The sequence below is a fragment of the Aliamphritea hakodatensis genome, assembly GCF_024347195.1.
GTDB lineage: Bacteria > Pseudomonadota > Gammaproteobacteria > Pseudomonadales > Balneatricaceae > Amphritea > Amphritea hakodatensis.
Genome location: NZ_AP025281.1, coordinates 1,752,708 through 1,768,490, shown reverse-complemented (window position 1 = coordinate 1,768,490; position 15,783 = coordinate 1,752,708). Strand labels below are relative to the sequence as shown.

16 protein-coding genes are annotated in these 15,783 nt (G+C 52.4%); all 16 read right to left on the bottom strand.

The window, feature by feature from the left end; translation table 11 throughout:
- Positions 1–9: 9 nt before the first annotated feature.
- The 16 genes from PCI15_RS08120 to PCI15_RS08045 all read right to left on the bottom strand — a co-directional run bounded on the left by PCI15_RS08120 (position 10) and on the right by PCI15_RS08045 (position 15,781).
- A complete protein-coding gene (locus PCI15_RS08120; RefSeq protein WP_271273831.1) occupies positions 10–783 on the bottom strand; it encodes a phage tail fiber protein in 774 nt (257 codons plus the stop codon).
- Positions 780–3,698: a hypothetical protein gene (locus tag PCI15_RS08115; protein WP_271273830.1), complete on the bottom strand. Its 2,919-nt coding sequence runs from the start codon at positions 3,696–3,698 to the stop codon at positions 780–782. The genes PCI15_RS08120 and PCI15_RS08115 overlap by 4 nt, the downstream gene beginning before the upstream one ends.
- Positions 3,695–4,318, bottom strand: coding sequence for a hypothetical protein (locus tag PCI15_RS08110; protein WP_271273829.1), 624 nt, complete (start codon positions 4,316–4,318; stop codon positions 3,695–3,697). Before PCI15_RS08110 ends, PCI15_RS08115 begins: the two co-directional genes overlap by 4 nt.
- Positions 4,319–4,321: 3 nt before the next feature.
- Entirely contained in the window at positions 4,322–7,783 is a 3,462-nt protein-coding gene (locus PCI15_RS08105) for a coiled-coil domain-containing protein (RefSeq protein WP_271273828.1), read from the bottom strand.
- 111 nt (positions 7,784–7,894) lie between these two features.
- Positions 7,895–8,218 (bottom strand): hypothetical protein, encoded by a 324-nt coding sequence (locus PCI15_RS08100; RefSeq protein WP_271273827.1) that lies wholly within the window; start codon positions 8,216–8,218, stop codon positions 7,895–7,897.
- 44 nt (positions 8,219–8,262) lie between these two features.
- Positions 8,263–8,997: a phage tail tube protein gene (locus tag PCI15_RS08095; protein WP_271273826.1), complete on the bottom strand. Its 735-nt coding sequence runs from the start codon at positions 8,995–8,997 to the stop codon at positions 8,263–8,265.
- Positions 8,990–9,166: a DUF7210 family protein gene (locus tag PCI15_RS08090; RefSeq protein WP_271273825.1), complete on the bottom strand. Its 177-nt coding sequence runs from the start codon at positions 9,164–9,166 to the stop codon at positions 8,990–8,992. Before PCI15_RS08090 ends, PCI15_RS08095 begins: the two co-directional genes overlap by 8 nt.
- On the bottom strand, positions 9,167–9,610 hold the full coding sequence (locus PCI15_RS08085) for a hypothetical protein (RefSeq protein WP_271273824.1): 444 nt from the start codon (positions 9,608–9,610) through the stop codon (positions 9,167–9,169).
- Entirely contained in the window at positions 9,607–10,206 is a 600-nt protein-coding gene (locus tag PCI15_RS08080; protein ID WP_271273823.1) for a phage tail protein, read from the bottom strand. Before PCI15_RS08080 ends, PCI15_RS08085 begins: the two co-directional genes overlap by 4 nt.
- On the bottom strand, positions 10,199–10,504 hold the full coding sequence (locus PCI15_RS08075) for a hypothetical protein (protein WP_271273822.1): 306 nt from the start codon (positions 10,502–10,504) through the stop codon (positions 10,199–10,201). The genes PCI15_RS08080 and PCI15_RS08075 overlap by 8 nt, the downstream gene beginning before the upstream one ends.
- A gap of 60 nt (positions 10,505–10,564) precedes the next feature.
- Positions 10,565–10,987: a hypothetical protein gene (locus PCI15_RS08070; protein WP_271273821.1), complete on the bottom strand. Its 423-nt coding sequence runs from the start codon at positions 10,985–10,987 to the stop codon at positions 10,565–10,567.
- 95 nt (positions 10,988–11,082) lie between these two features.
- Positions 11,083–12,111, bottom strand: coding sequence for a major capsid protein (locus tag PCI15_RS08065; protein ID WP_271273820.1), 1,029 nt, complete (start codon positions 12,109–12,111; stop codon positions 11,083–11,085).
- A gap of 70 nt (positions 12,112–12,181) precedes the next feature.
- A complete protein-coding gene (locus PCI15_RS08060; protein WP_271273819.1) occupies positions 12,182–12,532 on the bottom strand; it encodes a head decoration protein in 351 nt (116 codons plus the stop codon).
- Entirely contained in the window at positions 12,532–13,935 is a 1,404-nt protein-coding gene (locus PCI15_RS08055) for a S49 family peptidase (protein ID WP_271273818.1), read from the bottom strand. The genes PCI15_RS08060 and PCI15_RS08055 overlap by 1 nt, the downstream gene beginning before the upstream one ends.
- Positions 13,936–14,000: 65 nt before the next feature.
- The gene (locus tag PCI15_RS08050; protein ID WP_271273817.1) at positions 14,001–15,581 is read right to left on the bottom strand and encodes a phage portal protein; all 1,581 of its coding nucleotides are present in this window, start codon (positions 15,579–15,581) and stop codon (positions 14,001–14,003) included.
- Positions 15,578–15,781 (bottom strand): phage head-tail joining protein, encoded by a 204-nt coding sequence (locus PCI15_RS08045; protein WP_271273816.1) that lies wholly within the window; start codon positions 15,779–15,781, stop codon positions 15,578–15,580. Before PCI15_RS08045 ends, PCI15_RS08050 begins: the two co-directional genes overlap by 4 nt.
- Positions 15,782–15,783 lie beyond the last annotated feature (2 nt).

Genomic DNA, 15,783 nt, shown 5'->3' with positions numbered 1-15,783 from the left:
AGACCCACCTTACCCCACTTTAATAACAATCAGACCCGCAGCCAGAATCAGCTCATCACCAGCAGCATAATTTGTCAGATTCATCTCCACAGGAAACACCAGAACAGCCAGCTCATTTCCCGCCTGATCAAACAACTTTCCACGGTTGACTAATGGCCAATCCTCAGTGGCCACCCATGAACCGCCCTGCTGGTTTGAAATAGTTAGCGCCGAACTATCCTGATCCGGCTGCGGGGCGTTAAACACAACCGGCAAGCGGCTGCAACCCGGATCAGCCAACTCGCCCGCATCGCTGAATAAGCCAGCATGTACCGATTCCGGAGCCGTCACCGCATGCCCCTTACAGACATAATTCAAAACGGCATCAAGAAACGAATCAGAAGCCCCGCGCAAAGACGGATACAACTCACCGGCCTTAACTTTAATAACACCGCCCTTCACAATATCTTTCGGGGTGGTTGCCAACCCTCGAATAACAACAACATCATCTACCGCAATGCCGTAACTGGTAATCTGACCTCCTGTTGTGTCGAAAGGGCCAAATTCAACGTCCACATTACTTACGCACTTACGACGACCAGCTGTGCCCGCTTCCGGATCATTGAACGTAACCGCCTTACGACTGTAACCAGTGTCAGAGACCTCAACAGACTGAGACACACCATCATCATCCGTACTAACCGCCGTATAGGCGACCAACTCAACCTTCGTCCCGGCCGGAATATCCACTCCGCGAAACAGATTAAGAACAAGGGCTTCACCTTCGTTCGTTAACGCATTCATTCGACCAACTCCTCAATGGAAACAATTATTTTTGAATGGGATTTTTTAACGTCTAGGACGCGCCATAACGCTTCCTCAAATACAACCAAATGGCCTTTCTGAATCAGCACATAAGGATGAGGCAATGGCAGTTCTGTTACTCTCCCCAGCCTTGCCCCAAGCTGCATTTTCAGATCCGCGTAAAGCCCTGCTGACTTGGCATCAGATAGCCAACCAGCATTAATTTCATAGTGACGATCAGCACCAGCCTGAAGCCGGCCAACTGCTGCGAAATGATTATTCTCTGGAGTGCGCTGAACTACATGCTCACCACACTTAACCAGTAGATGTGTAAACGCCTTGTCAGGCCGCTTACACCTAATAGTCGGATGCGCCAAACAATCGTCATAAGGCACCTCTCGACGCGGACCGCCAATATCCAGAAGCCGTAACAACCAAACCCCTTCAGGCGTATCCGCAGCCATCAGCCCGGCCTGATCCAGCGCCCGAACAATTAACGGGGCCACTTCCTGACGATCAGCCACCCGCCGGGCAAAGCGCCAGCCGGCCCGCTCGAACCATCCACGCAAAGCCGCCACACAGCCGGGATGTAACTGCTTACCTACCCGGCCATACAGATCCGCCAATACATCTACAGGATTCGACCGGGCATCACTCAGCTGCGCCGTCATCGCCTTAACCGGCACCTGCTTAACGGCCTCATAATCAACCACCAACCAGAAACGAAAGATCCGCAACTGCTCAGAACCGCCGCCGTTGTACCAGATACCGGAAAGCTGATCGGTTAACTGCCCCCAGTCAGATACCGGCAAATCAAACTGATTAATAATGCTCTGCGCCTGTACCGGGGTATCGACAACAACACTGCTGCCGGAGTTATTCACCCTGGCCCGCACATTCACACCTGATACAGAACTTCGCCCATCATTCAGCGCAGGACTACCGGAGACACCACCGCCCTGAACGCCGATAGGGTCAATATTCCACTCAACCCGGATAGAAGTCGGACGCACCGTATTTTCAGCCGTCTTCCCCGCTATCAAACCTTCGACAATTTCGTTAGATATCTCACATACTTGGGAAGCGCTAGTGACATAAAACACACTGGTCTTTGCCCCATTTTCCACCAGAGACACCGACCGGCCTCCGCTATCAGAAATAGAAACACTATTCGCATAGTCTCCATCACCGGAATAAAACCACACCGCATGATTGCCAGGCCGAACATTTTCCGGGGGCTTTATTTTCAGATTCAGTCTATGCGCCGTCAGACCCGCGCCACTGCTCACTTGATAGGAAGCAACATAAGTCTGCGACTGCACAGAAGGCGAATTCAGAATCTGCGCCGCCTGACTGATCAAGCCACCCACATCCCGACTGACCAGACTTGCACTGCCCTGGCTAATCACATCCGCGCTGATATTGAAGCTTTGAGAACCCCCACCCTGCACCTGCGCATCGAGGAGGCCGACCTTTTTCCCGGCAAAATGCACCTCAGCCAATCCGGACAGCGCCCCCGTGGGCATCCACTCAACCGCCAGCCGGGCACGGTTAATTTTTCCGTAGTTGGGATTATCAGTGGTTTGCTCAACCACCAGGGACTGATCACGGGAAACGGTCGCAAACGCATTATTATCGAGGTTGCCCAGCACCAGAGTCCGGGCTGCCGCCGACACCGTAAGCTCAACAGCCGCCCCGCCTGAATCACGCTGAATCAATACCGCAAGACTTGAACTGTCCTGCTGATTTGAAAACGTTAATTCACCAGGGGCGTACACAACCGCGCCCGATTCCATCGCCCAAGCCAATTGCCCGCCAATCATCACCGTCGCGTCACCCTGAAAATCACTGCTGACCGAGTACTGAACGGTATACGCAGCCCGCAAAATTCGATCCTGACCCGGTAACGGAAAATTGATCACGTCAGAGCGCGTCAACTCCTGCTCACCCGTACCAATCACCAGCGGCATATCAAGCGCCTGAATATCAGTTTCAATCGCTGTAGCCGCCTGTATGGCGTTCACGCTGTTAGTGGCAGAGCTATCCGGATGCACCTGGTCAAACTGCAGCTGCGCTGAGTATTCCCCCAACTGCTCCGGCAAAACTGGCAACCGAGGGAAAACCACCTGACCATTACTGACCTGATAACCCGACAACCGCTGATCGCCGGACCGCACATCCGAAACCCCCAGGGCATTGCCTGCAGCCAGAAAACGGCACTCGCCATCAAGCGCCACCGCCGTTCCCTGATAATGTGGAGCCAGCACCTCAACCCCGAGAAGCGCCTTATCTGTCCGGCTGCTGTAGTCATACTTATGACCATCCACCCAGACGCTGCCAGATGCCGGAAACGCTTCAGCATTCTGTAAAAGCAATTGCCGGTCACCAACCCGGGCAAAACCGCTCAGCACCTGACTAATCGGCTGCTGAGTATTCAGCAGCTCACCGCGCAGCTCACCGTACACTTCCGGCACCTGATCACCTACAGACAACGCCGTCGGATAAGTCTCGCTATCAACCACCCCATAAGCAGGTAACTGCACAGGACTGGAAGCAGGCAGCGCCAGACGCAAGCGCATTAAACCATTTGTTAGCTCCGGCTCCTCAGACACTACACCTGAGAACAACAAATCCCTATCAAAGTCACGCGCCAGATCCGGCAACCGCCACACACTGGCCTTTCGGTTACTCCAGTAACACCGGCTTACCCAATCAGGCAACGCATCAGCCACCAAAGATAAAGACCCGCCAGTTTCAGGCACTTCCGGGCTTACGCTAAAAGCATCGAAGACATCCAATCCGGCAACCATTCCAGCACGATTACCGACCGCTAACCGCTGGCCGTCCAGATCAAACAAGACAACCAACTGTGTAGACTGAACCGCCCCTTTCAACTGATTATCTAACGTATTCATACCACCTCAGAAACTGTCATTTGACCGGCACACACTTCCCGGACAACATCCTGCAAAACCGGCTCAGCCAACCCCACAGCCTGCACCAGCGTCGGCTCAACATGATCAGGCACCTCAACCACAAAAGACTGACGACCACCCTTGGTAGCGTCCACCAGTTGCCGCCAACCAGGCAACTCAGCCAGAGGAATATTCCCTATCCCCCAACTGCCCTGACGCCGCGAACTATCGACCGAGCTATAAACAGCCCCACCAATGGTTTTGTTTACTACGCCAGACACCACCCGCCCGAAAGTAAACGGCACATCCGGATTAGTCAGATGAACCAAACACCCAGGATAAAAAGCCGTCAGAAAGCTATCCCGCACAGCGGCAATCTGCCACCGATCAGCATCAACATCAGGCACCGGCACAAGCACATCACCATCAACCTCAATACTCCCGGACCAGACCTCCACTCCATCCATATACGCGATCAATTCAAACTCACCCTTAGACGCCAGCAGCGCCACACCTGACACTTCTTGCTCCCAGGCAAGGCCAACCTCACTACCTTTTTCCAAAAAGCGCGTACGAGGCATCCTCTGCACATTCAGCAGATGACTAAACAACACATTCATGATTTATCCTTGAGATATATTCCGATCGGAAATATTTATATTGAGCGGCTCAACAGCAGAATGCTGCTCAAGCTCCCGCACAAAGGAACGAACGTCAGGCGCAACAACTTTGCGCACATAGATATTAATCGACTCTGCACCAGAAGAAGCCGGCGCAGATACAGGCACAGCATCACCAGACACAGGCCCGCCCGCCTGCCGCCTGACAACATCACCAGCTGACGGGGCTAAGGACATTGCATTCAGACGCTCAATAAACCCCTGACCATAGAACGCAACCGCCTCTTTCCTTAAAACGTACTCACCTTGCTCAGCCAGCAGCTTTACCCGATCCCCGCCACCGTAGCCCGGAATCCTGCCGGTGTAATGCGGCCCCCAGGGAATAACCCCGCCGGCCTGACGCTTCACCACCTGCCCGCCAACCTGACCCAGCGCTGACGTGATAGAGGAATTCGTACCAAACAGCCGGTTAAGCTCCGCCTGCAGCTGCTGAACCTCGCCACGGACCTGACTAAGATTCGTCTTAATCTGCAGCGTTTTTCCGTCGCCGGTGACCTCTGCTAATTCATCGCCCAGCTTTCGCAACTGGCCCCGCGCATCCTTCAAAGATTGCTCAGTTTTCTTAAGCTCCGTGCGCAACGACTGCTGCCGCGTCTGCTCTTTTGCCTGTGCCTCTTCTGCACGGCGGATTTCCTGCTGATAAGCCTCTTCATTCAGCTCAGCGGTTTTCTCAATCGTCTCCCGCAACAGATCTTCTTTACCAATAGATTCAGCCTGACGTAACGCTTTATCAGCGTAGCGGCGAGCCTCTTCCTCATGCCCTTCCGCTAACGCCTTTTGTGACGCCTCAAGAGTCTCACCCAACTGCTTTAATCGGTCTTTTTCAGCCTCCTCAGCGGTCAGCTTTTCCCGGTCCATCTCACGCAAACGATCTTCAGCCGTCTGCCGATCCAGCAACTGACGGTCAGTCAGATCCTTTATCGTTTTAGCAAAGGTTTCTATCCGCTTCGTCGAACCCTTAATATCAGACTCAAGCGCCGCCACCCTGGCCTTACTGGATTTAATAACCTGCTTTGCTGCTTCTTCCTGCAGCTTAACCTCCAGACCCGCAGCCGCCTGCTGCTTCTTCTGCAGGTCATCAAGCAACTGGACCCGGCGATCAGATAATTTTTCTACCTGATGGAGCGCTTCTGCAGCACTGATTTTCCCAAGGTTATACTGCTGACGAATCCCGGCCACAGCTTCAGCAGCACCCTGCTGGTTCAGCTGCATAAAAGCCCGCTGACTATCCGCCAACTGCTGATATAACGCCGCCTGCTCCGTCGGTATATCAACCAACTTCTGCTGCGCTATCAAGGCATCATTAATCTGGCTATAGGCGAACACCGCCGCAGAAGTCAGACCCGCAATCGCTAAGCCTATCGGGTTCCCAGCCAGCGCTGTAAAGGCAAAATTCAAACCACGAACAACACCCGTTAACGCCAACACCGCCGCCCCAGCTCCAGCACCACCCGCAACATTCGAAAGCAGATCAAGACTCACAACAGCATCATCTGTCGACCGGATAATTTTGGTCAGCTCATCCAGCGCCGCACCGATACTCGGTGCCAAATCCGCCGCAAACTCTGATTTTGTTGTTTCCCAAGCCTTACCCAGGGTACTGATATTCACCGCCAACGCTTCCAGAACTGCGCTGTCCTGCTCACTTAATGACAGATTGAGCTGATCATACTCAGCCCGCAAAGCCTCCAACTCCTTCCGCTGGCCGGTATACGCAATACCCACACGCACCGCCTCATCCCCCAATGCCTCCCACAGATTAACCTGCTGAGTTGCCGGCACATTGGCCACAGCCATCGCATCCGCAACACGCTCAATAATCTGCTGAGAAGACAACCCGGACAGAGACTCAGCCGTTAAATCAACACGGCCCTGGACCTTTTCAAAGAAGTCCTTAAACTCACCGCCGTCATTAGCCAGGAAGTCACCAACCTTATCCTGAACGTCCTTCAGCATCTGGCCCAACTTATCCGACTGAAGGCCGGTAACAGCCCCCACTGAATATATGAACTTCTCATATTCCTCAGTGGACGAAAGCGCCACAGCAGCCCCCTGCTCCATTTCACGACGCAGGTTAGCCAAGTCATTAACCATGACTGTAAATTGCGCTCCTGCCGCCACCAGAGCGGCCGCCTGCAACACAGAACCAAGGCCGGAACCGGCATCAGCAGCACCATTAACCTCCCCCTTCAGCCTGGCAACTTCGGCTTTCATTTTTTTATGCGCCTGGGAAAGCTCTTTAGCAGAAAGAGTGCCGCCATCAGCCAGCCGCTTATATGCCGCCTGAGTCTGAGCAATCTCCCGACGAATCTTGCTGTGCGGCTTATGGCCAAGCAACTCCATAGCCCGAGCTGTTTTATCAGCTTCGGTCCGGACAACCTGAGTTACCTCTTTTGTTTCAAGCTTCATAGACCGCTGCAAGCGATCCACCTTGTCAGTCATATTTTGATAAGCAAGCGCCAGCTCATCAGCAGACAAATCACCCGCATCAGCCAGCGATTTATATGCAGCCTTGGTTTCTTCGATCTGCGCCCGGATCTTGCTATGCGAGGTATGCCCCAGAACATCCATCGCTTTGCTGATTTTCTCAGCCTGAACCTGAGCAGCTGTTGGCACCTCCTCAACTGTTCTTTGCAACCGAGACTCAAGCTTTTCAACATCGCGAACCATGCTGTCATACGCCAGAGCAATCTCATCTGCAGACAGCTCACCGGCTTCAGCCAACACCCGATAAGCCGCCTTAGTTTCTTCGATCTGCGCCCGGATTTTGCTGTGCGAAGTATGTCCCAGAACATCCATCGCTTTGCTGATTTTCTCAGCCTGAACCTGAGCAGCCGTTGGCATTTCCTCAACCGTTCTCTGCAACCGAGACTCAAGCTTTTCAACATCGCGAACCATGCTGTCATATGCCAGAGCAATCTCATCTGCAGACAACTCGCCGGCTTCAGCTAACACCCGATAAGCCGCCTTGGTTTCTTCGATCTGCGCCCGGATTTTGCTGTGCGAAGTATGACCCAGCACATCCATCGCCTTGCTGATTTTCTCAGCCTGCACCTGCGCCGCCGTCGGAACCTTTTCCATACTGACGACCAGCTGAGACTCCAGCTTTTGAACCTTACGGACCATAGCCTGATGCGCAGCTGTAAGCTCCTGAGCTGAAACCTCTCCACCCCGAGCCATACGGTTGTAAGCCGCCTTGGTCTTATCAATTTCGCGCTGTATAGACTTATGAGACTTATGACCAAGCACAGCCATCGCATCATTCATCTTTCGAGATTCAGACCGCGCTGAATTCCCCATATCCTGCAACGCTTTCCGGTAACGCTTTGAATTATTCTCTAAAGCCTTTTTGAACTGCGCTTCAGACAAACGCAGCTCAATACTGATTTCTTCATTCTTTTCCATGTAAAAGCTCCGCAGCAGCATGATAAAGCGCTGGCGAATAACTCCAGGCATCACGGTGGCCAGCACAAATCAGAGAAAGGACACTCTTCTCAAACGACTTTAAATCCCTTGCTACATCTCGCGAGCCACCGCCTGAACCATCTCGCGAATTGCAAAAAAATCCGGATTTACCTCTTCACACTTTCGCTTTAACTCATGAATCTCAGAAGGCCGCATTTCATCAAAATTAAACCCTTCCGTGAGCACTTTCAGCTGCGGCACCGTCACCCCAGGAATCAACAACTGCTCAATCACCGCATCAACACCACTCAGGCTATCGTCTCCTGATTGAGTCACCTCTTCCTTCATCATCTTTCGGATATCAGCCAAAGACAGCTCTTTCACAACTCCCTTTTGCTCACCGATAGTCACGTCCTGCTTAAATTCCATAGGCATAAAAAAACCCGGCACAAGGCCGGGTTTATCTCCGTAAATTCAAATTAACCAATCTTAGTATACGTGTAGTGATCAGACTCGGCCTTACCCAGCCCAGTACTCAACACAGTACCCGTTAACGTCAAACTGCCGAAGTCATCAGTCAGCAAATCCAAATCACTAACAGGCGGAATATCGACCTTAAACAGATGCACTGAGTACTGGTCATCCGTTTCGGCACGGTTAATACCGTCAATCAACATTTCCCACTGCTTCCCTTTGGTCACCAGCCCCTGAAGAACCTGCTTAGGCGGATGCTCATAGTCTGCCAGAAGATTATCCGCTTCATTAATAGCGCCACCCTTATGAATCAACAGACCAGAAGGCATCACTGTATAATCCTTGCCCTCCTCATAAGTAGTGGAACCATCGGAACTGGTTAATACTACCGATTTCGCCCCTTTGTGTTTCAGCATGACCAAACCATAACCGGCAACCAAAGACTCATCAGTCACGGTTCCACCCGCCTGATCTATCTCGGTTGCGCCCAGCGCCAGTTTTAAGTTATCCAGATGCCAACTGGTCAATGTAAACTGAACAGAAACATCACTGACCTGTGTATATGTCTTAACGTCAGCTCCACCAGACAAAATACTTTTACCGGGAATCTTTTTCGTATCCTGGCTTTGGCTGATTTTTAACTCTGACAAATCACCAACAAGAGACGCTGGCACACCCGAACCATAAGGCCGCAAATACAGCTCAGCCAATCCCAAAAACGCACGATGCTCACTACTCACTTTCCACCACCTTTTTAGCTACGCCATTCTCAACCAACCATTCAGATTGATGAACAGACACTTCAATTTCTTCACCAGCCTTACACTGACGCCCTTTATGCTCATGCTCTTTCTGCAAGCACAGCAAAACACCTTTCGACTCATCCGCCGTTTTCTTTGCCCGAGGCATTTAGCCCTCCACATATTCCACAGTAATTTTTAACACCGCATAGAAACGATCCGTAATAATCGCCCCGTTATGCTCCTGGAACTCCGGCTCAAACCGACTCACCGACAACCCCAAAGCCAAATCACCCAGAGCCTGCCGCCCATCAGCAAATAACTGCCGCAAATCGTTCTCAACTTTCAGCGCTTCCCGTTCAACATCTTCCGTCCCCTTTACAACCAGAAACAACGGATACACCCGCCGGACCCTGCGCCGAACACCACTCCGACCAAGCACTTCCGAATTACTAGGCCGAAACGCCATAACTGGAAGAACCGCGCCATCATCAAACATACCCGCAGACCATGACGCGCTATAACCCAAACCAAGATCCGTGTTATAGCCATTAGCTACCTGAATCGACTTAAGCTTTTCAGCAAGCGCATCACGAATTTCAAGCGCCTTCATACCGACCTCCTCAGCAATTGCCGCAGCAATTCTTTCTTAAGCTCGCCCTGCATCTCCGGCCCGATATTCTTAATGGCATCCTGAAACGCGTGATGGACAGAAGTAGAATGCAACACCTTAATATCATTGCGCCCTTTGTCATCACGGACAGCAATCCCTGCCGCACCAGACCCACGAAGACTAGGAATAAAAAACGCCTTATCCAGCGTTTTCCGTCCCTCTGCCACATTGACCCGAAATGACACACCGGCCTTGCGCCGCTTACCATTCTTATACTTCCCCCGCCGGACCTGACGAGCTGAGAATCTGGACAGTAACGTCCCCCTCACCTCAGCAAAGACCCGGCCGGACAAATTGCTTTCTGTCGCAAAACCAATGGCAAGCCTTGGCTTTACTCTGTTAACCAGATAACCGGCTTTAAATCCCTTTCTGCTACGAATATCACGACTTGCACGCGTCCTGATCTTTCTAGCCGTTGAGTTAATCGCCATGCTTGACGCCTTAGGCGCATTTCTGGCAATCAACAACAGATCTTCAATCTGCTGATCAACCCGCGCCCAAGGTACCGTTATCTCCAATGATGGAAATTCATACATCCTCAACGCTCACGGTGACCGACGTTGCGTCGATCTTCAGAATCCGCCCGACCTTGTACGAACTGCCAACAACCAGGCTATCCCCCCGCCTTGGTTCACGCGGCAAACCACGCCTTTCAAACCAAGCCGTGTCATAAACCCCTACCAGCTCGCCCATATCGCCGAACACCTCAACACCGGACTCCACAACCGCCGAAACCCCATGCTTAACGCCTTCCATCAGAATGTGACCCGGATCACCGAACACACCCGCGATTTCAGCGTCAATATCAGCCATCGCATCATCAAATTCAGACATAAGCACCCCACAAAAAAGCCCGCTTATGCGGGCTATATTCGAGCAACAAAATCCGCTGAATTACTCAACGTGACCATCTTCTTTCAGCAACCCGGCTGTTTTGGTAGTCACCGAACCCGGCGGCAGCGCTTCACCTTTCTTCATGAAGAACTTATTTCCGTCTTCACTGAAGCGCACCGTTTCAACAAACACCAACGACTCTTTATTTGTGCCTTTTTTCACCGAAGGCTTTTTCTGAGCCGTGTTTTTCCCCGGTGCCGGTTTTGTTGCCGCAGCATTCTTATCACCTGCCGCACCTTCGACACCTTCAGCACCTTCAGCACCTTCACCGCTATCACCTTCAGTTGCCGCTAAATGCGTTTCATACATTTTTACCAGATCCGCATCCGGAGCAATCTGCGCATCCGCACCCAGCAATTCCACCAACATCGCCCGCTGCTGCTCTTCTTCCAGCGCCGCGAACTCTTCTACTGTCTGAGTCATACCCATTACCTTTTTTTCAAAACCAGAAACCAAAAAAGCGGTTGCCGCTCAACACAGACAACCGCTTTTTCTCACACCAGGCTTAACCGCCTGACTTACTGACCTACAATGACCACCACAAAATCATTCAGGTTCATTGGCACCATAAGCGGTGACGCCTGAACCATTGTGTACTCACGGGCCGGATCACCATCAGTAATCCAGTTACGCGGGTAACGATCAGTTTGCTGCATGCCTTCACGGACCGCATGAGCATCTTTAATTGCACCATAACCCCGCACACCCTGATTTTCAGTGTTGCCCATGACAATGCAGTAATCCGGCAGGTAACGCTGCTTAACACCCTTTTCTTTATAGTAATGCTGGGACACAACAATTTGCACATCACCAAACCAACCCTTAAAACTGACTGATTCACCCAGATCCTTCAGCGCCGTTTCCAGAACGGACGTACTACCCCGGCGGCTATCCAGTTTTTTCTTCACCGCTTCAAAACTATGAAACAGCGCCCAGGCCTTTGAATCCATCACCATGATATTAATCATACCGTCAGATTCAGAGGCCCATTCGGTGATATCGTCAGTCGGATCATAAGTCGCCTTGTCCTTATCCGCCCAGCGCTCACCCACACCCAGGGTCACACGGTTTTCAGCCCGCTGACCAAACTCAACCTGCTGTGTCGGGTAACCATCACCTTCAACGGTATAGCCACCGAAAACAATGGCATCAACCGCCTGCTTTTCTTCATACTGCTGAATAGCCAGATCTTCTTTAATCATATTTTCAGCAATCTGCGCTTCACGCCGCTGATGCATAGTCAGCGCACCAGACAAACGCTCACCGGCCCGGCGCTTCATCATCTTTGACGGATCAACTTCATGTTTCGGTTTTACATACGCCGCTTTAAAAGAGCGCGTTTCATAACCCTGATCAGCAATGACCTTACCGCCCACAACCGGCGAAACCGTCACCGCAATGTCGATATCTTCGTCCAGCTTATCCAGCTTAATTTCTTCCGACTCAGACAGATAAACCTGCGGGTAAAACAACGCCAAGAACAACGCCTGAAATTTCTGCTTAGCGCCAACAACACCCAACAGTTCAGCGGTACCAAAAGTATCCATATTTTCTTTCTCCAGATACAAAAAAGCCCCGACAGAGCAGGGCATTTTAAAAACGAATTTTTACGCCAGATTAACCCGGCATCTGTGTACTGATTGGCGTTCCGACAAAGGCCACCATTTTCTGCACAGCGGTTACACCGTCAGGCCAGACAACTGCCGCTTCATTGAAAGTCCCGCTCTTATAAGCCTGATCTTTCTTCGCACCTGCAGAGGTATCTACCGCCGCCGCTGTCATCCGCGTCGCCACCTGGGAGCCGTCATTAGCTGTCGGGTCCCAGGCTTTAAACTCGCCCGTTGCCGCTACCTGCCCCAGCGGTTTCAACGCTGGCAGGTTCTGACCTGATGCAATCGTAATTTCAGTGGTTGCTGCTTCATCGCCACCCGCAAAGCGGTTATCCGGCACGTATGTTTCTGCTGCCATTATTTGTCACCTGTTACACGTTCATAACTTGCCAACAGGGAACTCCCCTGCGACCCCTTACCCCCGGCATCTGCTTGCGCATCCGCCACAATACCCGGCTGCGGTTCAGCACTCATAGCCGCTTCCAGAGCATTACCCATTTCAGACGCTTCCGCGCCTGCACCGCCAACATCCACCGTTGCCAACACCCCCTTCGCTTCTTCAACGCTCATCGAGGTATTGAAGGCCAGATGCTTTGCAGTGGCCTCCCGGCCAACCGCTTCTTCACAGTCCAGAATCCCGGCGATACGCTTTTGCATATCTGCCGCTGCATCCGGCTTATCCATTGCCGCTGACTGATCCGCTACCGCACCGGCATCAGCACCTGCTGCAGGCAATTGCTCAGCCGCCGCAGGGCCGTTACCACCAGGCACTTCTGCCTGAGTTGCTTTGTCACCTTTTGACATACTCGCTCCAATTGAAATCACTCTGCCCTGCGAGGACAGATGTTCAGAAAATACCGATACCGCATCGATACCATTTACCACTTCATCAGCAAACCCGACATCTACTGCCGCCTGCCCCCGAAATGTTGCCGCTTCCGTAGCCAGCACTTCCGCCACAGATAACCCCATATGCCCTGCCACCAGTTCCGCAAACTCATTACGCAGCACATCTGATTCAGACTGAAACCGCGCCGTCACTTCAGCACCCAATGCCTCATAAGGATTACCGTCTACCTTATGCGCCCCGGAATGAATCAGCGTGACCCGCACCCCGTCAGCCTCCAGCTTTGCCGACAGATCCGCATGCGCCATAACCACACCCACCGATCCGGCTATGCCGGTTTCGTTGATCAGCCGGTGATGCGCCGCACTGGCTAACGCCATCCCCGCACTGCAGTTCATGTCGTAACACAGCGCCCACAACGGCTTGCCTACCGCATCTGCCATTTCCCGCAACTTACGGGAGGTATTGAAACATCCGGAGACTTCCCCGCCCGGCGTTTCGTTATCCAGCAAAACCCCTTTTACCTCATGATCAGCAAGCGCAAGCCCAGCCCTTTCAATAATGCTGTCATAACCTGTCATTCCACTCGTAGGGTTAAGGTAACCAAACTTGTGCACCAGGGTTCCCTGCACAGAGATAATCGCCACCCCATCAACAATGTGATAGATAAGCTCTGGCTCACCAAACACGCCCGGCCGAGTTCGCGTCACTGTACCAGCCCGCTGACGCCCACCTGACCAAGCCGCCGCCGACTGTCGCATTTTCTCGCCTGTCAGAATCACCCCGCTATCATCCTGCAGCTCCAGAATATTCAGCCGGGGCGCTAACGCACTGAAAAAGGTGCGGGCATAACCCGGCTCCAGCAACAGCGGCGTATTCAGCACCCGGCTGGCTACATGTGCCATATTTTGCATGTTCGTTTTCCTACATTACCGGCATAAAAAAACCCGCCGTAGCGGGTTCTGTTTACCATTTAACATTAAGCCTCAGCGGCTTGCTGATCATCCTGCGCAAAGTTATCTATCTGCATCCAGGCCGGACGCGGCAGGCCTGCCTGCTTCCGCTCTTCCTGCTCACGTACCTGCTGCTTAAAGACCTCCTGATAGTCCAACCCCATCTGCGCCAATTCTTTTTCATACGTGCTTAGTCCGTATTCAATCCGCAGAATGGCCTCTTTCACATCCTTAAGGCCATCAATCGCCATCCGGCCACTGCCGATAAACTCGCAGTTACACCAGGCAGCAATTGCCTGATAGAAATCCCGGTTCGCTCCCTTCGGCAATTTCAGCACACCGCTATGCAGCAGATCCTCTAGCACCAGCCTGAAAATCACCTGCCCCTTACGGGACGGGATAATCTTGCGCCGGCCCATGAAGTAACAAAACTCAGCCAACATAGAGGCCCTGGCCGTACTGAAGGACATCTGCTTCCAGTTTTTTGAAAGCCCTTCTTTCGACAGATTAAGACCTGCCGCAATCCAACCCAACACCCCATCTTCAAGATCTGTATAGCCGTTATCTGCATTACCACTGGTTAGCAGATTTAAGCGCTCATTCGGCATCATTTGCAGCGCTTTAACACCTCCGCCAATATTCAACCCACCACCCCGAAAAGCTGCTATTTTCTGCATATATCCCTGCAGTTCAACACCACTATCAGCCCCCAGCAACGCCATACCAGCCTCCGGACCAAGATCCGACTCCAGCGCCACTGCATACATAGCATTCACCACCGCTTTCTGCAGCGTTGTATGATGCAGCTTAGGCAATATCTGCAGCTGCTCCAGCACTGAGAGAAACTGATTAGCACCCCGCGTTTGCCCATCTTCCATTGGCTCAAAGGTGTGAATAACCTTGGCGCGACCCCAAACAGTTTCACGGGACACCCGCTTCCAGGTGCGACCCATGCCGTCACCCAGACCATAACCCGCACTCACCCCCTGGCGAATGTGATACGCCAGCGCGGCCCCATGTTCATCATGCTCAATACCCGCCCGGATTATTTCGCTATCAAAACCGCCGCTGGGATTGGATACCCGCTTTGGCGAGACTGATTTGATAGCCGTACTGATCAACGATCCAGGGCGGTCAAGCCACTCAGCCACTGCAAAATCTTCACCCAACCGGGTATGCACACTGACCGTTTCACGCATCATCATCGTAAAGGTGCGTTTGCGCTCTGCATCCAAATAACAGCCAACCGGATCTTCAGCCACTTCCAGCCAGATCTGTTCAACATCCCGGATAAACGCTCGCGCCTCTTCTTCACGAACACCCAGCGATTCCCACCGGGGCTTATAGCTCAACCGGAAGTGATCACCCACGATGTTATCAACGTGAAGCTGCACACCATTGGCTGCAAAGGCATTGTTACGCACCACATCTTCGGAACGTGCATTACCCATTTTCAAATCAGGCAACAGGGCGGCATCAGCCGTTTTCACTCCTGGACTCCAGCGGGCCAACTGCCCACCATGCCCGACACCCGCCCCCTGATAACTGCTCATTGAGCCGCGTAACGGCAAGCCATCAAGCCCGACTATCGGTTGCGATTCCGTCATAAAAACACTCCCAGCGGACGCCGCAAACTCACCTGCCCCAACTGCTGCTGAAGATGTAATATATAGCGCTCCAGATCTGCAAGGCTTGCCGGTGTATACTCAACCATCCGACCATCTTTCTGAATTTTTACTGCCCGCTTTCCCATCAACAACTGATGCTTAGCCGCCAGGGCTTCATTTAATTGCTCTTGTGTCGCCACGC